Consider the following 20,063-nt stretch of genomic DNA (forward strand, 5'->3'; position numbering starts at 1 on the left):
AGACCAGGAGGTCAGTTTATTTGTCTGAAAATTAATCAGCTAAAAATAGAGTCAGGTTGCGTTTTTCGAGTACATTTTATGCTTGCATTCGCAATAGGAGGTTAACTTGTCAAAACCACTGGGCTTCACAGGCAGGATCAGGCTAAGATTATTATAGTAGTTATCAGGTTACAGTAACGGGTACAGGCGCACCATTTTGCCATGTCACCATGTTTGATAAAGAAAAAGGCACACAAGCTTTATGACAGTCAATAAATCTTCTGAGGCTTCGGTAGGTGAAAAAAACAAACAAAAAATTGTTCAGGCTGCAGAGCAGGTATTTGCTCAACAGGGGTTTAAAGGCAGTTCGGTACAACAAATTGCCGATACCGCAGGATTACCGAAGACCAATGTTTTGTACTACTTTAAAACAAAACAAAGTCTGTATCAGGCCGTACTGCAACATACTCTGAGCTTATGGAATTCTCGCTTTGACCAGGCCCAGGCCACAGATGATCCGGCCGAAATACTGGCTGAATACATCAGTGAAAAAATAGATATGTCGCGTACTCATCCATTATCTTCAAAAATTTTTGCTATGGAGATACTAAATGGCGGCCCGAACTTGGATACCTATTTCAACCATGAACAGGTTAGCTGGATGAAAGGGCGGGTAGCCATCATTGAAAGCTGGATAAACCAGCAGAAAATAGTGGCGGTAGACCCCTATTATTTGCTGTTTACCATATGGGCCAGTACCCAGCATTATGCTGATTTTTCTGAACAGGTGACCCGGCTACGGGGTGAAAAAATGAAAAAAGTTGATTTTGACCACGCCAAACGCACTGTGATTCAGCTGGTATTAACCGGCTGTGGTTTAACTGTTCCGTTATGCTACCAAAGCAGCCAATGAAAAAAGACGACGGGTATCCACGCGATTTAATCGGCTACGGCGCCGTGCCCCCCCATCCTCAATGGCCAGATAACGCCCGTATCGCCGTTCAATTTGTGCTGAACTTTGAAGAAGGCGGCGAAAACAGCGTTTTGCATGGCGACCCTGCTTCTGAGGTTTTTTTAAGTGAATTGTCGGCGCCTGCGGCCTTTACCGACCGCCACTTAAGTATGGAGTCGGTATACGAATACGGCAGTCGCGCCGGATTTTGGCGGCTACACCGGTTGCTTACCCAATATCAGGTGCCAGTCACCGTATTCGGGGTAACCATGGCTCTAAAGCGGCACCCTAAAGCGGTGGAGGCGATGCTAAATGCTAATTGGGAAATAGCCTGTCACGGGCTTCGTTGGATCTCGTATCAGCAGGTAGATGAAGCCACAGAGTCGGCGCATATGGCGCAGGCCTTACAGCAGCATCAGCAACTGACAGGAAAACCGGCCCGGGGCTGGTATACCGGGCGTACCAGCCCCAATACCCTGGCGCTGGTGGCAAAGCAGCCACAAATATTGTACTGCGCCGACTCATACGCAGATGATCTGCCTTATTACGATTATCATTACGAACGGCCTTTATTGATGGTGCCCTATACATTGGATACCAACGATATGCGATTTGCTACCCCCTCGGGCTTTAGTACCGCCGATCAGTTTTTTAACTATTTAAAAGACGCGTTTGATACGTTATATACTGAAGGGGCTGATACCCCTAAAATGCTATCAATTGGTATGCATTGCCGGTTGTCGGGGCGTCCGGGCCGTATTGCGGCAATAAAACGCTTTATTGAGTATGTTTATCAGCATGAGCAGGTATGGGTTGCAACCCGTGAAGCTATCGCGCAACACTGGCAGCAATATTTTGCACCCGTAAAAAAATAAATGCCTGGCATAAAACACTTTGGATAAAATTATGTTTAGAAACGTATTAATGGTTGTCAGTACGCTGGCTTTTATAAGTGGTTGCTCAAAGCTAACCCGCGAAAACTACCAAAAGCTTGAGCCGGGTATGTCGCAACAGCAAGTTGAAAATGTACTGGGAGAAGCACAAGCCTGCTCAAAAATGGTGGGCGCATTAAACTGCCGATGGGGCGAGGAAGACGGAACATTTATCAAAGTAGTCTTTATGGCCGACAAAGCCGTGGCATTTTCGTTTGAAAATTTATAAGGCTTTGCCAGACAGATTCCAACAAAGCCTTTATCAATTTTGACCTACAGGGCGTTAAGCGCCGCCTCGTAGTCAGGTTCGTCAGCAGTTTCTGCAACCTGTTGAGTGTACACAACGTCGCCAGCTTCGTTAATTACGACTACGCTTCGAGACAACAACCCGGTCAGGGGGCCGTCTTTGAAGGTCACGCCATAGTCGTCGCCAAAGTTGCTACGAAATGTCGAACCGGTCATCACATTTTCGATACCTTCAGCACCACAAAAGCGACCCGCCGCAAACGGCAAATCTGCTGATACACATACCACGGTCGTGTTATCAAGCTTGGCGGCTTTTTCGTTAAATGCGCGTACCGAAGCTGCGCAGGTTCCGGTATCAATGGAAGGGAAAATGTTCAAAACAACATTTTTGCCTTTCAGTTCGCTCAGGATAACCTCTGATAAGTCAGACTTGACCAAAGTAAAATCAGGAGCCTGATTGCCTTTCGCCGGAAGCTCGCCGACAGTGCTCATTTCGTTGCCTTGCAATGTAACTGTTGCCACGTTGTCTCCTTAATTTATGTTTTATGGTCTGTAGCGTGCAGTGTTCTTACCATAGTCTTAGCACTACACTAACCGATTATTTCAGGTCAAAAAGATAGCGCAATAAAAACAGTAGCGCTAAGGCATATGTCAGTTTACTGACCTCTTTGCCTTTACCGGTTCCTACCATAATGGCGACGTAGGTGATAAAACCAAGTGCAATACCTTCACTTATGCTAAAGGTAAGGGGCATCGCCAGCAATGCTACTACCGCAGTGGCCAGGGCGCCAAGATCATCAAAATCAAGCTGACGAATAGAGTCCATCATTAAAATTCCCACCATAATAAGCGCTGGGGTAGTGGCCATTAGCGGTATCACTTTCATTAATGGAGTTAAAAACAACGCCAGCGCAAAACAAGCGGCAACAACAATACCGGTTAAACCTGTGCGGCCACCGGCCGACACACCAGCGGCCGACTCTACGTAGCTGGTGACAGGAGAGGTGCCTAGCGCCGCCCCGGCCACGCTGGCGGTGGCATCGGCGGTCATTGCGTTGCCCATTTTGGGAAGCCGATCATTGTCATCAAGCAGATTAGCCCGACGAGATACACCAATCAGGGTGCCGATGGTGTCGAACATATTAACAAACATCAGCGCAAAGATAAGATCCCAGGTATGGGCAAAATTTTCTATCGGATACCAAATGTCCATAGCCATAAAGGTTTGCGAGATACTGTCTGGCATTCCTATCACCCCCTGGGGGGCGGAGGTTAAAAAACCTGACTCGGTAGGAACAAAGACGCCAATCAGACTAAGCACGATTATTGATAATAATATACCGCCGGTAATTTGTTTCATAACCACAATAATAGTAAACAATATACCGGCCAGCGCTAATGCTACGGCGGGTTCAGATAAGTCGCCCAGCGTCACCAGGGTAGCCGGATGCGCAACAACCAGTCCGGCATTTTTTAATCCAATAAACGCGATGAACAATCCAATACCACATTGCACACCTATTTTAAGCGCATGCGGAATGGCTTCCGCCACTTTTGTGCGAACGCCGGTCACGGTGAGCAGTAAAAATAAGATACCGTTCCAGAAAACAATACCGAGTGCCGCTTCCCAGGGCACCTCACGAGTCATGCATATGGTGAAAGCAAAAAAAGCGTTCAGACCCATGCCTGGCGCCATGGCAATAGGATAATTGGTCATTAGCGCCATCAGCAGTGTGCCTATACAGGCCGATAAAGCGGTAACAGTGATCAAACCTTCAATGGGCATACCACTTAACCCCAGCACACTGGGATTTACCACTAATATGTAAGACATAGCCGCAAAGGTTGTCAGCCCGGCAACTATTTCTGTTTTAACCGTAGTGCCGTGCGCATCAAGCTTAAAAAATCGTTCGAAAATGTCGGTGATCATGCGTTCTCTCGTAGCACGTTTTTTGATAATTCCGGCGCATAGTAAAACTGACCAGTGAGTCAGCGTTTTAGTTATACCTGTGCGGATTCGATCCACCACCACGATTCACAATTGCCCGACTAAAAGAGATTTTGCCTTGTCGATAAGTCGGAACATAATGACTAAACATTTTATCAAAAACGGCATTCGTGGCATCCTAGCATTATCATAATGACACGCGAGCTAGAACGAAACGCGATGGGTGGCGGCGCAATTGTGCGTGAAGCCTTAATAAGGTGCAACCAAAGGCAATAAATTTTGCCCTGATGTTCTAGCTACCTATAGACAGAGACAGCATATGGCCATTTCATCTTTAATCAGTACATTACCTAAAGCAGAGTTGCATTTGCATATTGAAGGCAGTCTTGAACCGGCGCTCATGTGGCAACTGGCTAAAAAGCATCAGGTAACCTTGCCTTATAATAGCGTGGCAGAAATTGAAGCAGCCTATCAATTTGACGACTTGCAAAGTTTTTTAGATTTGTATTATGCAGGCGCTGATGTATTGCGTGATGAAGATGACTTTTATCAGCTGATGTGGTCGTATTTAAGCAAATGCCGTGAGCAAAATGTCGTTCACGCCGAGATTATGTTCGATCCGCAAACTCATACCCTGCGAGGGGTGGGGTTTGATACGTTTATGCCGGGCTTTTCAAAAGCAATAGACCAGGCGCGCAGCGAATGGGGGATGAGTACCCTGCTGATCATGTCCTTTTTACGGCATTTACCCGAAGCCGATGCGTTTGTTACATTGAAAGAAGCTGAGCCTTATTATTCAAACATCACCGCTATTGGTTTGGACAGTTCTGAGCTTGGACATCCACCACAAAAATTTGAACGGGTTTTTGCACAGGTGAAAGAATTAGGCTTCAAAATTGTTGCGCATGCTGGCGAAGAGGGGCCGGCAGACTATATCTGGCAAGCCATAAAGTTGCTTAATGTTGATAGAGTCGATCATGGTGTGAAATGTCAGCAAGATTCAGAATTAATGCAATATCTTATTAAACACCAATTGCCCCTGACAGTTTGTCCGTTAAGTAATCTGAAGCTTAAAGTTATCGATGACATGAAACATCACAATATTCTGCAATTGCTGGAGGAAGGCATGCTAGTCACAGTGAACTCGGACGATCCAACGTATTTTGGTGGCTACCTGAATGAAAATTACGACCAGTTACATGCAGCTCTGGGTATGAACACAGACCAGTTAAAACAACTACTAGCAAATAGTTTCACCGCCAGCTTTTTACCCGAACCTAAAAAGCAGTACTGGATAGAGCAGATTAACGCCGCGTAAATGGTGGTATTGAAAGAGATCTTTGGCACGGCGCAGGTCTTTTTAAGTACTATTTTATAGGCTATGTCCTGCTTTCAAAATTACAGATAAGCGTCCCAACGGTTTTGCAAAGCCATACCTAATAGATATCAAAAGGCGAACGAATACGTTGCCTTGAATATCGACCAGGGAACATAACAAGAGCCATCGAGAATACTTATCGAGAATGCTTAAAAACCCACCCGGATGCGAGGCTCGCTAACCGGGTGGTTTACATTTGCTTAACCGACAAAGCCATATACACACTTTAGTCTCGGATGAGATATTGTGCCATGCAGCCACTTATCTCTCTGATTCTAAGTACAAAAAGCAGCAAATGCCGGTGATTTAATAGGCTTTAGGCATCTATAATTTTGTAGCAAATTGGTTTGTAGCTGAAATTATTAGACTCGCCCGCTGAGCAGGCGGTTAACCCTACCACCATGTCCATTTTTGCTTCAAAGACCGTGTAGTCACCTGCTTTACTTTTGGGAGGTAAAACAGACAAATCGCCTTTTTCATCAATAGCAACATTCATAAAAGTATTAAATGTTGTATTAATCAAATGTTCCGGAATACCGTACTCGGCAAATGCGCTGACTAAGTTTCCATGACAGCCGGGTACGGGCTCTTCATCGGGATAAAAATGACGAAATGTTGCTTTGCTACAAGGCGTCAGTAAAAAATCATGATCTTCTACAGTATCTTCAATAATCTCGAACATCTCGTTGCTTTGATTTGAATATAGTTTTGAACCCTTTTTAAAGGTCAGGCTCTCGTTGTAATCAAGTGAGCGACCTGAAGACAAATATTCATTATGATTGGCACCATTAAATGCATACAAATCTGCAACCTGTTCACCTTCGGGGTCGATAACTTTTAATTTTTGACCTGCGCGAAGTTCAAAAGCGGTGCCGCTGCGTGGAGCGATCTTTTCCATAGGTGTGTTACTCCGTTGACGGATGAAACGGACATTTCCAGTTTTCTTCTAATAAACGTCCGCTGTATTGTTTAGCTTCAGAATCACTACCGTGATTTCCCAACATTGGATTATCTGAACCACAAAAAACACTGTCGCGTTTACGAATATGATCGCGAAATGTTTCAAATTTTCCTTCTTCTTTAAGTTTGTCAAACTGCTCATGCAAGTTAAACACAATAGTCGGTGATTCAAATCGACGACTACGACGGCGACTTGCCGGGTTCAGACAAACAATAAAAAAGGCACGGCCACCTAAACTAAAACTGAAGTTATCGTGTTCAGGATCGCGACTTACCGCTTTATCCCAGCCATGAAGGCAACTGTCGACTTCGTGCAGTTGCTGTAACTTGGCCCACAATAGCCGCTCGTATTGACGTTCGGTATGAGCCCAGGGCCCTTCGAAGGTGCAGACAAATGAGGAAAACATATCTTTTTTGATATTAAATTGTTCAATAAACGCATACAGATCACTAAGAATATCTGTATTTTCTGATTCATCGCTTAGCGAACCATATTGATGAACATAGATTTGTTCCTTAGCCAGGGCCGTTTTAGCACCTACACAGGGGAAGTCTTGCTGAGCGACAAATTGCTGAAGATTTTCATCGCTTTGAGATAAGTAAGTTTGCATAACTGACTCCTTTGAGAACAAGAAGCCTAAGGACAGTATAAAAGGGAAAGACGAATACGATACGACAGATAACTTTTATAGTGACCTGGCTTTACCAGAATCCTTAGATCCTAACCCAATGCACGAAGCCCACCGTCAATAATAGGCGTCTTACGCATTAGCAAGACACATTGGTAAGCAAAAGCAAGGGCACATAAGGTTTCCATCTGACTCTCCGTAAATACAAAATAGCGAACCGAACTATTGGGGTGTGGCTATTTGCACTGTATGTTTAATAACTATCTATGCTTAAGTAAGCAATAAGGGTGCCATGGTTTTTATTCGTTTAATGCACTGATTTTAAAGAGTTAAATGGAACGTGAATGATTTGTCTGTAATGACAGGGACAAAACTATATTCGCAACGTGAAGACTTTACCGGGCGCTGTGCTTCGTGAACTCTATACATTAACTTTGATTGATGATCATATGCTTACATTAGTTACACAGCATTCAGGGTACGAAACGTACATGCATGTTTTCGCAGCTTTTAGCCAGGATACAAAAAAAGCGCCGAATTCGGCGCTTTTTTACCCTGTGCAGATCATCAGTAAGGCTGTTCGCTGCGGGTCTCTTTTAGTTCCTGGTCAGACGGCTCACGTACAAATTCAACCGTATGCTTATCACTGTCAACTTTTACCAGGCCCATTTCCTCAAAGGCTTCCAGCCAACTGTACATGGGTAAGTAATTATGTTGCTGCGCAAAGTAATTCGCGTTATGGCATATACTTTTTACATGATTAACCGGCGGGGAATACTTTGTATGATATTGATGCAGCACTTCTTCTGGCGAAAAGACTAACTGGCAACCTTTATAATGAAAGCGTTCTGCGAAATCAGTATCTTCAGCACCGTAACCTAAGAAGTTTTCATCAAAACCACCCGTTTCGTTAAACGTAGTCCGGTGGATACAAAAAGCCAGTGACCAGAATTTTTTACGATCTACGGGTTCATCGCACGCAATGGCTTCACGTTTAGGGTGCTCAACCGCCTCATCTTTGAGCTGTAGATAATTACCATTTTCAGGCACTTCATTGAGGTATCTGACCGACGCCGACGCTATTGTGTGAGGCGAGGCACGTTCTATTAATGAATCAAAAAGGTTCGGGCTACAAATGCAATCGACATCTAAAAACACCAGAATAGCTTCCGACGCTGTTTCAAATCCCAGGTTACGCGCTTCAGCCAGGGGCAGTTTTGCCTCGGGTACCGTTATCTGACGTATTGGAATTCCTTCAACTTCGTCTTGTTCGATACGGTCTTCTTCCATCCAGACTACCACTACTTCTTGTGGCTTAAGTGTACTTCGACCCACACTGTCCAGTAGGTTCGATAGTTGCTTTTTGCGTCCTTTTACCAGTGTTATCACCGAGAATGAGGGCATAATAAATCCTTAATTAAAGCAGCGAATTGTTCTGCTGCATGAGGGTTCGCCAGCGCGCTAACACGGCTGGTATCAATTGAAGCTGCGTTGTGTACTGCCTGCTGCCAGTGAGAAACATCAGCAATGTGCGTTACAGGCAAGGTTACCGCGTAGTTGTGCTTTGTCAGTTGTGCCGCTTTGCTAACCTGTTCGTTGTAGGGGCGGCTCTGAGGCACGATAATGAGTTTTTTACCCAGTAAAAGAAGCTCTGAAAGTAAATTATTTCCGCCGCTGCACACCACAACATCAGTAGGTATATGAACCGAAATATCGTTCACATAACCTAAAAAAGTAACGTTAGAAGTGCTTTCACCTTCACAACCAACTACCCAGATGGGCAGCTGTAGCTGTTGCAACGTGGGCAGTATTGTTTCTACACCTTCACCTTTAGAGCTGACCAGAGTGATGCCTCTTCTGACTGCGTCTTGTCGTTCAGCACCGAGTTGGCTAAAAAAGCCAAGAAACCGGGTTTTTTCAATAAACTCAAAGTCAGGATCTTCAATATGCCTGGGGTAGGGTGCATAAAGCGCACTGGCGCTTTGATAAGCAAATACCTGAGTTGGGTCAATGTGGGTTTCACCACTATGGCGTTGCATAACCACCGGCACGCCCGCTGCTCTGGCTAAAATGCTAAGCTCGGCCGAAACATCACTGATAAAAAGATCGGCCTGATACGCACTTAGCAAATTGACAAAGGTCAGTGCTCGCTGGGTTGCGGCGCTGGTGCAAGGAACACCTTCAAATGCACTGTCGTAGGTTCGGTCAGGAAACGCCGGGCTCGCTGCCCATTTAGACGGCAGGCATTCGCACGGTAAGTGTCCAAATTCATGCTGTAGCTTTGTTTGCATCGCGGGATTGGCGACGACAAATATAATGGCAAACTGAGTTTCCAATGCGTCAATTAGGGTACGGGCCCGCTGTAAATGGCCTGCTCCATGGTGATGAACATAATATAAGAGGGTTTTAGTGGAGTCGGGCATACAGTTGCTCGTATTTTTCCAAAGTCTGGGTAAAATTGAACCGCCCAGCGAATTTCTGGCAATCACCCGGCTTAACCAATGTAGCTCGAGCCAGGGCCGAATGAATATCCTTAGGCGCATCGTTGCGTATTACCTGACTAAGAGGTTCGCAGCGTAATTCGGGAACAATAGCAGTATCAAACCCAATTACCGGAGTGTCGCAAGCCAACGCTTCCAAAGTAGACAACCCAAAAGGTTCAATCCAGCTTGATGTGCACAGCAAAGCAGTTGCGCCTTTCAGATAACGCTTAAGCTGAACCTGCGACAGATGACCGACGTGACACACCGAATCGCTGAGTTCTGGCTTTATGATGGTTTCAAAATACTGAGCATCTGACACGGGACCGGCGATAAATAAGGGCAAGCCGGCTTCTTTGGCAAGATGAATAGCCGCCAGCGTATTTTTTTCCGGGCAGATTCGGCCGCTGGTTAACAGGTATGAGGTTGAGGGCGGAACAAAATCAGCGTCGAGTTTGTATTCATCAGGTTCAATACCGTTACTTATAGTATGCAAACCTTCGCCTAAAACACGGCTCCACTGCTGGTTCAAACGTGCCGATACCGCGACATAAACATCGTTTCCGCGAGCTCGGTTAAGCTGATGCGTTAATGCAAGACGCGGCGAAACCGGGCTATGCAGTGTAATAACACTACTGCGCCGGTGTAAAAATCCGTAGTCGTAAATAGCATGATAGTAGCTGTGATAATGCACTGCGTCGTAACCGCGGGTATCAATAAGGCCATACTGGGCAGCCTGATATTGTTTCTGACCTTCGGTTTCACTGGTAATAGCGTCGCACATACGCAAGGCTGACTCTTCAATAGCCAGCGTATTAAAGCGGTTGGTTTCATCAGCTTTACGACACAACACATCAACATTGTGCCCCCGGGCAGCGAGGCCGTTTGACAGACGCACGACAAAGGCTTCAGTTCCGCCGGCAAAAGGCTCGGTTAAATCAACAATAGGACTGGTTACCATAAGAATTTTCATATCAGTCCACTTACCTTACTGCTGTAAGCCTGACACATGGTACTTAGCGGAAAATAGTCAGCCCGCTGGCGTACATCGTCGCGATGATAATCAATAGCACGCGACAACGCTTCAGCCAGGCTGTACACATTATTGCCTGTGGCAAGACAGCCACCTGAATCAGCCACAATCTCTGGAAATGCCCCCCGATTAAATGCTGCTACGGGTGTACCGGTAGCCATTGCCTCCACGGTAGACAACCCAAAAGGTTCATCCCAACGAGCCCCAAATACTACCGCGCGGGCTTTTTTTAAACGCTCGTTTATTTGGCGATGGGTCAGGTGGCCTAAATACTGAACTTTATCGCTTAAAAGCGGTGTTATCACATCATCGAAGTAGCGCTGGTCAAATACCGGACCGGCAAAACAAAAAGGTAAACCTAACTCGGTTGATGCTTTTATCGCCAGGTCGAACCCTTTTGAAGGTGTTATCCGGCCAAATGAAAACGCGAATTCGGGATGAGATTTAGCGACATCCCACTGATTTAAGTCGACCCCGTTGTAAACAACATCAATATCATCATTGATAAAAGGCCGCCAAAGCTCTGCCACCGAGTAAGAGACCGCGTTGTAGTGAACATAGGGTGAGTATGACGCTAAGTCGGCAGCCGCTTTAAGTTTGCTATAGGGGGGCGTATGCAGTGTGGTTAAAATTGGAATATCGTATTTGCACGCCCATAAAGGGGGCACCGAGCTGATTGCATTATTATGAACCACATCAAAGCCACGACGGGTGATATCTTCCATTACCTTTAATAAGAAATCATTTTCGACAATATCGGGATACTGTTTATAAGTTTTTTCATTTAACGGGAAACTGACCAATTCGCAATTAACCTGGCTGTCAGGGTGCGCATACAAAGTGACGTCGATATCCTGGTTGTACGAGCTTACCAGCGAGGCAATAAATGCCTCTAAACCACCGGCAAAGGGAGCTCTGATAGGGTGACGGGGATGGGCAATGACAGCCAGCTTCATGTCAGTGATCCCTTCCGTGAGCAGCTTTAAACAAGACCGGCTGATTAAGAAACCGAGGATTGGATTTAGCAAAAGCTGTTTTTAATAATGCCCAATCGGCGCCGGGTTGGTCGGCAAATGGCAGCAAAGTAGATAAAAAGGTATGGGTGAAGATCACCCCTTCTATAGGGCGCTCCCAACTTATCGGAATTTGATAATCGTTGTTGAAATAATGGGGTGTAACTGCAAAATCGTCGATTGGGTTATTATCAAGCTGAGCGCGTAATACCGACTCGTCAAAACGGTCATCGTCGGTACGAAAAACTACCAACTCATTTTTTATGTTTTTGCAGGCAATATTGTATGCGGCGAACCGGCTATTGATACCGTTGTTAACATAAATGGTGTCAGAGAATCGCTGCAGTTTAGTATCTAATTGTGCGTACTTTTTATAGGTAGCAGGAGAATTATCTGCCACTATGACCTGACTATCGGGAAACTGAGATTTAAATTGCGCGACACGTTCTAATAACGCATCCTTCATTTTGTAAGTAACAAAAATGGCACTAAGCTCTCCCCGCGCTGTCATATTTTTATCCTATTTTTCAAGTAAGCTTTTCATTTGTTTTACCCGTAGTTCCAGGCGCAGTCGTTCGCTTATCTTCCAATAAGGAAGTGAGCCCAACAGGCTCTCTGCTCTTTTAATTTCGTTCATCAGTGAGTTGTAGCTAATCAGTGTCATGTTCACCTCCAGTGTGTAGCTAAATAGCAACTCCTGTACCGATAAACAGGTAACCGCAAATACTTTTTTAACTTGTTGATTATTTGGTATAAAAAAATATAAAGCAGGGACATCTCAAAAAGATATTCAAGAAAAAGGTTGGTGCGTTATTACATATGAAGTGGGAAAATTTACAGCGCCTTAACCATCAATTATTTATGTGATCTACCTCTTCGAATCGGTAATGCTTAAAAGGATGATCTAAAACGATGAAGGCAAACAGGTACATGGCATATATCCGCGTAACCAATAAGCAGTCCCATACAAACATCAGTAATTGACCGTAAATAACTGCCCTCGCTATTAGGCTGATCATAAAACAAGATCGAAGACCGGCTTATAAAAGCATTTCTCGATACCTTGTTTTTATAAAGCGGCGTTCTGATTAACGGTGTGTTGTTTAGACAGCAAAATAAGGGTTTCGAACAACACCTGTAAGGTCACCTCGACATCATCGACACAAATATTTTCATCCGGATGATGACTGATGCCTTTGTCACACCGGGTAAAAAGCATGGCAACCGGACATATTTGTGCCATGGCCATAGCATCGTGACCGGCGCCCGAAGGTAGATAAAGCGGTGAATAACCTGCAGAGTCGATGGCTCGGTGCAGCAGTGACTGTAAGGAAGCATCACAGGACACCGCTGCTGCTTCGTGTGTTTGCCGCCACAATAGTTTTACCGAATGCTGACTGGCAATCGTGGTAGCCGCGTTTATTATTAACTCCACGACTTTGTCGCGGTGCATATCATCACCGCTTCTGATATCAAGCGAAAATAGGGTTTCGCCAGAGATAACATTGACCCCGTTTGGCTGGTTTTTTATTTGTCCTACCGTAGCCACAATATCGTGCTCAATCGCCAACTGTTCAATAGCAACAATCATCTTTGCCGAGGCGGTAAGCGCATCTTTACGCAGGCGCATCGGTACCGTGCCCGCATGCCCGGCCATACCTGTTACCCTAAATTCAAAACGGCGGGCGCCAGCGATAGCATTGACAATACCAATGGGTAGATTTTCATCTTCTAATACCGGTCCTTGTTCAATATGAAGCTCAAGAAAGCCTAGTATGTCGGTATCAGTAAGAGCAGCATTGCGTACATCGTCAAAGCGTAAACCCACGTTTTGCATAGCCTGAGGCAAACTTATGTGGTCGGCATCGGTCAGATTTCGCCAGCTGGCGGGCCAGCTCCCGGTTAACGCCCGGCTTCCCAATAAAGTGGAACCAAAACGGGTGCCTTCTTCATCACCAAAGCCGACAATATCTAAATGAAAGGGAAGTTGAACGGCGTATTCATCAAGTAACTTTGCCAGCATAACAGCAGCGACTACGCCCAGCATGCCGTCGTACTTACCGCCGTTAGGCACGGTATCAAGATGGCTTCCCATGATAAAGCGCGGCGCGTCAGGTGTACCACTGGATAGCCGGCCCCAAAGGTTACCCGCTGCATCAGTATGATGCTGCATCGCCGACTGACTCATCCAGTGAGCGACCAAGGCATTAGCGGCAAAATGTTCGTCACTCAGATAACGTCTATCCAGATATTCTGGATGCTGACTGATGGTTGCCAGCTGTTGTAATTGCTGCATTACCTGGGCAGCCGCACGGGCGAATGCGGTCATTGTATACTGGCCTGGTCGTAATAGGCTAAAGCAGCATCTACACCCCCGCCAGCTTTGGGTACGCACTGATGCCGGCGAAGTACGGTTTCAAGAGACTGCAATGTGTGAAGTACCGCATCCTGACGCGCGTTGTAGCCCATGGTCCCAATACGCCAGATTTTGCCCTTTAATGGCCCAAAACTGGTACCAATTTCAATGTTAAAGCGGTGCAGCAGTTCATGGCGTACCAATTCGCCGTCGATTTTGTCAGGTATAACAACCCCGACAGCATTGTTCATTTTGTGTTTTATATCGCCGTAGGGGGTAAGCTCCATTGCCTGAATGCCGGCAAGCATTGCCGAGCCAGCATCATAATGCCGGCGAATTACATTGCCGAGGCCTTCTTCCAGTAAGGCTATGGCGCATTCGCGTGCACAAAATAACATTGAGGCAGCTTCGGTGTGGTGGTTCAACCGGGCGCCGCTCCAGTAATCAAGTAACATGGGTATGTCGAAGTAGTTTGATTGAATTGGGCTGCCCAGCGCATGCGATGAAGAGGACTCGCGAATTCCTGCTTCAATATGATGTCGTTTACGTACCTGCGTAACATAGCGTTCGCTAACCGTTATGGGCGCACTGCCTGACGGCCCCCCTAAACATTTTTGCAGGCCTACTGATACGGCATCTAATTGCCACTCATCGGTGTTAAGCGTATTACCACCAACCGAGGCAGTAGCGTCGCAATATAATAAGACGTCATGTTGGCGACACAGCGCCCCCAAATGTTCTAAAGGTTGCAGCATGGTGGTAGAGGTATCGCCCTGGACAATTGCTAACACCTTAGGCTTTATGCGAATTAGCGCTTTTTCAATTTGTTCAGGTTCAAACACGGTGCCCCAGGGGCTATTGATAGTGTAAACACGAGCGCCGGCGCGCTCACAAATCTCGGTCAGCAGATGACCAAAGCGCCCGAAAACCGGTACCAGCACTTTGTCTCCAGGTTCGAGCGCCGAAACCAATAGGGCTTCAATGCCCGCGCGACTGGTGCCATCAATCAGTAAGGTATGCGGGTTATTGGTTAAAAACACTTGTCTGTAAAGCGCCATTACCTCGTCCATAACTGCGGTCATAGCCGGATCAAACTGACCCACCAACTGCGTAGACATAGCAGACAATACCCTTGGGTAACAATTTACAGGCCCAGGGCCCATAAGCAGACGAGGAGGCAAATTTAGTGTTTTCATAGGTACCTTATATTCAAGATGCTGAAATACAGCAAAGCGTCGTGTAGGTAACAAGTTTGTGCAGTTGAAAGGTGCCGTGCTTTTGACCGACCAGAATGCTCACTGCACGCGCACAATAGCTCTAAAAAGAAGATCCGGGCTGGGTTAAAAACTGTTTTTCTTCAGGCGTAGATTCGCGGCCTAAAATTGCATTGCGATGAGGGTAGCGACCAAAGCGTTGTAAAATGGCCTTGTGTTTCTTTTCGTATTCAAAGTTATTCTGAAGGCCTTTCTCATCAAACAGTTCCATGGCTGTACTGTGTACTTCTAGCGACTCGCTATGCATAAAAGGCATATACAAAAAAGCACGTTCAGAATGACTCAGATGTTGGTCTGCGCCTACACTTACCGCCTCCTGAGCCAGCGCTAATGCTAAAGAGTCATGCATAAATGCTTCAGGTTTATTGCGAAATATATTTCGGGAAAATTGGTCCAGCACGATAATTTCAGCTAAGCGCCCATAGGCCGTTGCTCGCCAGGGCCATAATTCACATTGCGCTGCGGCATTGTGAACCGTCATAAAACGCGCTCGAATAAGCGTGTCTAGACTGTCATCCTTGATAAACCACTGATTTGGTTCAAGCTCTTCAAACCAGAAAGCCAGTACGTTGGCAGCTTCTTCAACCGTGATCATTGGCTGTTTTGCCATAAATGATTATCCAATAATTAAATAATAGTTAACCGAATCAACCTTTGGTATTCACTAACTCATTGTGAATGAGAACAAAAAATAATCAATACAAAATATTGGTGCGGTCAGTTTAGAATTTATTACGGTAGGCCAACTAAGTCTCAAAAAGCGGGTAAGCACTAATAATTACAATGATATCAGCTCCTAATAGACTGTCCGGTTTTTTGACCCGAAGCCCTTAGTTTTGGCGTATGAATAGCCTTAAAATCTTATTACGAATAAAGGTAGCTTATGTGGTTGTTGGCCGGTTTACAGGGAACAGGCGAAAGCCAGACTCAGGTGTTGACCCATATTTTTGATGGCGTCCGGGCTCAAATACCGGGTATTGCTTTAGGCCTGTTGTTTTTACTGATTTTAATTTTTATCTCCGGCCCTCTGGCTACCCTGCTTATAAAGCCATTTCGGCATTTAACCAAAAGTCCGCTTATTCGGTCGGTGACACACAGAGCCTTATCTATTTTATGCATACTGCTGGGGGTGTATTTATTTTTAAAGCTGGCAGGGCTCACTGAGTTTGCCGTGGCCATAATAAGTGGTACTGGTTTGCTTGGACTGATATTAGGCTTTGCTTTTCGGGATATTGCAGAAAATTTTATTTCGAGTTTGTTACTGACAGTACAAAGGCCTTTTAGGATTGGGGATGTTGTACAAATTGAAGATTATCTGGGTGTGGTACAAAAGGTAACCGCGCGGGCTACAACTCTGGTTGACTTTGATGGCAATCATATACAAATCCCCAACGCCAGTATTTATAAAGGGGTGATTAAGAATCTTACTGCTAACCCCAATATGCGTGGTCATTTTATTATCGGTGTAGGTTATGACAACGATATTAAGCACGCTCAGCAACTCGCCAGTGAGTTTTTATCAAAGCACGCTAACATTCTTACACAGCCAGAACCGCAGGTGCTGATTGACAATTTAGGTTCGGCTACAGCCAATCTAAAGGTTTATTTTTGGATTGATGTTGAGAAAACCAGTGTTTTAAAAATGGCGTCAGTATTAATGCGCGAGCTGGTAGTTTTATTTGAAAATGCGGGTATTAGTATGCCCGATGATGCGCGCGAACGCGTGTTTCCTGCTGGCCTACCAATAATGCGCGATGCGGCTTCAGAAAACTCAAATTCTCAGCCGGCCTCTGACGCCCCATCACAAGTGCAGTCCGATTCACAATCTAATACGCAATCAGAAAAATCATCAGATAATATGGGTAGCAGTACAAATAAGCACACCGAGACACAAGAAGCGAGCGCTAATCATAACCAGGATGACGTAAGCAGCGAAACGTCGGAAATACGGCGTCAGGCCGAGCAGTCGCGGGACCCTGAAGACGGGGAGAATATTTTATAATTCACACCCTATGGCGCGGTAGGCGACAGATTACAGCGGGCGAACAGGGTTTGCCATAATTGCACATGATCTTTTACTGCTTGTTGATAGCGGGTAAACCCTTGTTCGGCGTGTTGACCAATGTAACGTTTAAACGATGGGTGTAAAGCAGCGTCGGTCTGCCATTTCTGCCAAACATCACCAAGCTGGTAATGATATTGATTAAGCTTACTGCCGATGGGTTGAATCTTTTCAATAAAAAACAGATAAAACACATTTTTGAGGATTTTCACCTGGTTACTGGCTTTTCCGGCCGGGCAGCTCAGTTGGGGTAACTGTATAGTCAGTTGCGCGTTCATGGGTTCTAAATACGCAACGAATACACGTTGTGTACGCCAAAGCTTGGCGGGCAGGCGTGCCTGGTCAATAATTTTCAACTGCGTTTCTAATTCAGAGACATTGTGTAAAGGTGTATGTTTAAGGCTGTTTAAATACCCCAAAGCCGAAACCGCCGCGCTGGCATTGCTATTGTCTTGCGCTGCGAGGTAGTCAGGAGAGCGCGACAAAGCGGCGCGCATCTCTGGACTGGTTTGTATTAAATTGGCCCACAGCGCGGGCTGCTGTTGCTGCTTTATCTTCAGCCAGCGCGTTAACTGCCCGGTCATTTCAGGGTTTTCGTCTGCAATTGAATCTATACATTGTTGAAGCGTTTTAAGTAATAACGACTCATAGATATAACGCTGTGAAAGCTGGGCGGTCTTTCCCAGGGCCGTGTTTCGTTGGGCTACCATAGTACCTAACTCACAATTTTGAAAACGATAAAAATCTCGCAGATTGATGGTGACCGGTTCTATTGAACTGACCAGCATTGCCGATGAAGGATAATTTAAAGAAACTTCAGGAACAATAGCATTGGCCTGTGAATCAAGAACGCGATTAAGGCGCTGATGATATTCATCCAGCTCATCTTGAAGACTGCTACTAAAAAAGCAGCCAGTCAGTAAGGTTGATAGACAGAGCAACACCAGCCAACGCATTTTATACCGTTGCCTGACTGGCAATACTACGCCCGCCATCTACCGCAATAATTTGGCCGGTGATGTAGTGATTGCTGATTAAAAACTCTACGGTTTGAAACAATGACTTTACGGTTCCCAATTGTTGTAACGGTATGCTTTGGAGTAAATGCTTTTTTTGATTCTCATCTATTGAGCGTTCGGGCCACAATATAGCGCCTGGCGCAATACCGTTTATACGTATCCTGGGAGCAAGTTCTACAGCCAGCGAACGGGTTATTGAAGCCAGCGCCGCCTTCGCCGCGCAATATACGCTATGGCCGGGTAGGGGGCGCGCAATATGAATATCCACCATGTTAATAACACATCCACCGGTATCAGCTAACCTGTTTGCTAGCGCCTGAGTTAAAAACAAAGGCCCCTGCACATTGCTGCCTACCAGCATATCCCAGTCGCTGCGTTGTATATTGCCAATCACAGTTGGGTAAAAAGCAGAAGCATTATTAATAAGCACATCCAGTCTGGCGGTACAATGAAGTACCTTTTCGGCCAGCATATTAACCTGCTGACTATCACTCAGGTCGGCTTGTATAGCCATTGCCGAATCAGGTCGGGTTTGGTTGAGTAAATCACACAATTGCTCTGCTTCGGTCTGTGAATGATTGTAGTGAACAATCACCTTATAACCTTTTGCATGTAATGCAGAAGCAAAATGATGCCCGATACGTCGGGCGGCACCGGTGATTAACGCCACTGGCGTCTGAACAGACATAAAACCTCGGGTTTAATACATTTTCTGACAGTGAATGATGGCAGATTTTGCCTCTTCGAGGTAGGGGCTACCGAAGATAACGGCATGATTAAGCAAATGATAAAGTTGGTACAGTTTTTTACGGTGTTCGTAACCTTCACTGAATGGCGCGTTGTTATTGTATCCGGTATAAAAAGGGGCAGGCAGACGGCCAAATAGTTCTGTCATGGCAATATCGGTTTCTCGGTCAGCAAAATGAACCGCGGGGTCGAAAACCACCGGGCCTTTTACGGTATGAGCGATATTTCCTGACCATAAGTCACCATGAACCAAACTTAACTGAGGTTGGTGACTATTTAAAAAACGTTCAGTTTGGGTAACAAATACATCGCGATTAATCAGCCGATGGCCCTGATTAGCCAGCTTATCAAGCATGGCGCCAATGCGGCATTCAGAATAAAACACCGACCACGTTTGATAGGGGTCATTACACTGTTCGGTTTTACCCAGATAATTGTTGTGCGACCAGCCAAACTGATTATTTTCAGCGCGGCCCGGTAACGGGGTCTGATGTAAAAGCGCCAGCTGTTCACCCAAAAGCTGCCAACCCGCATCATCGCCATTTACAAAGCGAAGATAGTTCATTACCAGGTATTCATGGCTGTGATTACCCTCGTCGGTCACCCCGTGACAAATGACCCGCGGCGCACTTACGGTATCTGTCGCCTGAATAGCCTCAAGGCTTTCTGCTTCAAAGTGTAGCTGTAAAGGCCCTGTATGAGGTCTGATTTTTACAAAATAACGCGCTGTCGCATCTTTGATAAGATACGCCTGATGGGTGTCACCGCCCGTCACTTTCTGTTTGCTTTGACACAAAAAGCAGGTAGCGGTAGCCCGGCTGATATGGTCGCTGATAAAATGCCACATAGGGTCGTCTGATAAGCCTGCGCGCATGTGCACTAACCTTCTCTTTAGTATAGTTTGTCACCAGGAGCATGTAGCTTTTTTTACGCGCAATAACGAAATAATGACTTATTTACAACTGGTTGTAGTTGTCATCAGAGGCTAGAGGGGGCAATACATCGTGTACTTCAATTTGTATGTGCCCATTGCAAGCGCTGGTTAAGCCGTTATA

The 20,063-nt window shown here is 45.7% G+C and carries 21 protein-coding genes; 5 read left to right on the forward strand and 16 right to left on the reverse strand.

What is annotated here, in order from left to right; translation table 11 throughout:
• Window positions 1-241: 241 nt before the first annotated feature.
• The 3 genes from JK130_RS06565 to bamE are packed head-to-tail and all read left to right on the forward strand — an operon-like array spanning window position 242 to window position 2,092.
• Window positions 242-892, forward strand: coding sequence for a TetR family transcriptional regulator C-terminal domain-containing protein (locus tag JK130_RS06565; RefSeq protein WP_218353518.1), 651 nt, complete (start codon window positions 242-244; stop codon window positions 890-892).
• Window positions 889-1,806: an allantoinase PuuE gene (puuE, locus tag JK130_RS06570; protein WP_218353519.1), complete on the forward strand. Its 918-nt coding sequence runs from the start codon at window positions 889-891 to the stop codon at window positions 1,804-1,806. Before JK130_RS06565 ends, puuE begins: the two co-directional genes overlap by 4 nt.
• Before the next feature lie 31 nt (window positions 1,807-1,837).
• Window positions 1,838-2,092, forward strand: a complete 255-nt coding sequence (gene bamE / locus JK130_RS06575) for an outer membrane protein assembly factor BamE domain-containing protein (protein WP_218353520.1) — start codon at window positions 1,838-1,840, stop codon at window positions 2,090-2,092.
• A gap of 44 nt (window positions 2,093-2,136) precedes the next feature.
• On the opposite strand, the gene tpx is transcribed toward bamE, so the two are convergent.
• On the reverse strand, window positions 2,137-2,631 hold the full coding sequence (gene tpx / locus JK130_RS06580) for a thiol peroxidase (RefSeq protein ID WP_218353521.1): 495 nt from the start codon (window positions 2,629-2,631) through the stop codon (window positions 2,137-2,139).
• A 76-nt stretch (window positions 2,632-2,707) separates the two neighbouring features.
• On the reverse strand, window positions 2,708-4,039 hold the full coding sequence (locus JK130_RS06585) for an NCS2 family permease (protein WP_218353522.1): 1,332 nt from the start codon (window positions 4,037-4,039) through the stop codon (window positions 2,708-2,710).
• Window positions 4,040-4,376: 337 nt separating this feature from the next.
• Here JK130_RS06585 and JK130_RS06590 point away from each other — a divergent pair, with 337 nt between their 5' ends.
• Entirely contained in the window at window positions 4,377-5,375 is a 999-nt protein-coding gene (locus JK130_RS06590) for an adenosine deaminase (protein ID WP_218353523.1), read from the forward strand.
• A 376-nt stretch (window positions 5,376-5,751) separates the two neighbouring features.
• On the opposite strand, the gene JK130_RS06595 is transcribed toward JK130_RS06590, so the two are convergent.
• The 11 genes from JK130_RS06595 to JK130_RS06645 all read right to left on the reverse strand — a co-directional run bounded on the left by JK130_RS06595 (window position 5,752) and on the right by JK130_RS06645 (window position 15,790).
• The gene (locus JK130_RS06595; protein ID WP_218353524.1) at window positions 5,752-6,333 is read right to left on the reverse strand and encodes a DUF1989 domain-containing protein; all 582 of its coding nucleotides are present in this window, start codon (window positions 6,331-6,333) and stop codon (window positions 5,752-5,754) included.
• 7 nt (window positions 6,334-6,340) lie between these two features.
• Window positions 6,341-7,006, reverse strand: coding sequence for a guanitoxin biosynthesis heme-dependent pre-guanitoxin N-hydroxylase GntA (gntA, locus tag JK130_RS06600; RefSeq protein WP_218353525.1), 666 nt, complete (start codon window positions 7,004-7,006; stop codon window positions 6,341-6,343).
• 585 nt (window positions 7,007-7,591) lie between these two features.
• Entirely contained in the window at window positions 7,592-8,428 is an 837-nt protein-coding gene (locus JK130_RS06605) for a glycosyltransferase family 2 protein (RefSeq protein ID WP_218353526.1), read from the reverse strand.
• Window positions 8,410-9,447, reverse strand: coding sequence for a glycosyltransferase (locus JK130_RS06610; RefSeq protein WP_218353527.1), 1,038 nt, complete (start codon window positions 9,445-9,447; stop codon window positions 8,410-8,412). The genes JK130_RS06605 and JK130_RS06610 overlap by 19 nt, the downstream gene beginning before the upstream one ends.
• On the reverse strand, window positions 9,431-10,477 hold the full coding sequence (locus JK130_RS06615; protein ID WP_218353528.1) for a glycosyltransferase: 1,047 nt from the start codon (window positions 10,475-10,477) through the stop codon (window positions 9,431-9,433). The genes JK130_RS06610 and JK130_RS06615 overlap by 17 nt, the downstream gene beginning before the upstream one ends.
• Window positions 10,474-11,493 carry a glycosyltransferase gene (locus tag JK130_RS06620; RefSeq protein WP_218353529.1) on the reverse strand — a complete coding sequence of 340 codons (1,020 nt, stop codon included), beginning with the start codon at window positions 11,491-11,493 and terminating at the stop codon, window positions 10,474-10,476. Before JK130_RS06620 ends, JK130_RS06615 begins: the two co-directional genes overlap by 4 nt.
• Window position 11,494: 1 nt before the next feature.
• A complete protein-coding gene (locus JK130_RS06625) occupies window positions 11,495-12,061 on the reverse strand; it encodes a glycosyltransferase (RefSeq protein ID WP_218353530.1) in 567 nt (188 codons plus the stop codon).
• A 9-nt stretch (window positions 12,062-12,070) separates the two neighbouring features.
• Complete coding sequence (locus JK130_RS06630; protein WP_218353531.1) at window positions 12,071-12,214, reverse strand: hypothetical protein; 144 nt, start codon at window positions 12,212-12,214, stop codon at window positions 12,071-12,073.
• Between the two features lie 405 nt (window positions 12,215-12,619).
• Window positions 12,620-13,879, reverse strand: a complete 1,260-nt coding sequence (locus JK130_RS06635; protein ID WP_218353532.1) for an allantoate amidohydrolase — start codon at window positions 13,877-13,879, stop codon at window positions 12,620-12,622.
• Window positions 13,876-15,102, reverse strand: coding sequence for a pyridoxal-phosphate-dependent aminotransferase family protein (locus JK130_RS06640; RefSeq protein WP_218353533.1), 1,227 nt, complete (start codon window positions 15,100-15,102; stop codon window positions 13,876-13,878). Before JK130_RS06640 ends, JK130_RS06635 begins: the two co-directional genes overlap by 4 nt.
• 121 nt (window positions 15,103-15,223) lie before the next feature.
• Window positions 15,224-15,790 (reverse strand): DUF924 family protein, encoded by a 567-nt coding sequence (locus tag JK130_RS06645; RefSeq protein ID WP_218353534.1) that lies wholly within the window; start codon window positions 15,788-15,790, stop codon window positions 15,224-15,226.
• 273 nt (window positions 15,791-16,063) lie between these two features.
• Between JK130_RS06645 and JK130_RS06650 the strand changes: the two genes are divergently transcribed.
• Window positions 16,064-17,182, forward strand: coding sequence for a mechanosensitive ion channel family protein (locus tag JK130_RS06650; protein ID WP_218353535.1), 1,119 nt, complete (start codon window positions 16,064-16,066; stop codon window positions 17,180-17,182).
• A gap of 8 nt (window positions 17,183-17,190) precedes the next feature.
• Here the strand turns inward: JK130_RS06650 and JK130_RS06655 are convergent, their stop codons facing one another.
• Genes JK130_RS06655 through JK130_RS06665 form a run of 3 tightly spaced genes read right to left on the reverse strand, consistent with a single transcriptional unit; the run spans window position 17,191 to window position 19,882 of the window.
• Entirely contained in the window at window positions 17,191-18,198 is a 1,008-nt protein-coding gene (locus tag JK130_RS06655; RefSeq protein WP_218353536.1) for a DUF3080 family protein, read from the reverse strand.
• Between the two features lies 1 nt (window position 18,199).
• Window positions 18,200-18,949 carry a pteridine reductase gene (locus tag JK130_RS06660; RefSeq protein WP_218353537.1) on the reverse strand — a complete coding sequence of 250 codons (750 nt, stop codon included), beginning with the start codon at window positions 18,947-18,949 and terminating at the stop codon, window positions 18,200-18,202.
• 12 nt (window positions 18,950-18,961) lie between these two features.
• Complete coding sequence (locus tag JK130_RS06665; protein ID WP_218353538.1) at window positions 18,962-19,882, reverse strand: fructosamine kinase family protein; 921 nt, start codon at window positions 19,880-19,882, stop codon at window positions 18,962-18,964.
• Between the last annotated feature and the right edge of the window lie 181 nt (window positions 19,883-20,063).

The organism is Alteromonas lipotrueiana (assembly GCF_019249245.1).
In the GTDB taxonomy this organism is placed as follows: Bacteria; Pseudomonadota; Gammaproteobacteria; order Enterobacterales; family Alteromonadaceae; genus Alteromonas; species Alteromonas lipotrueiana.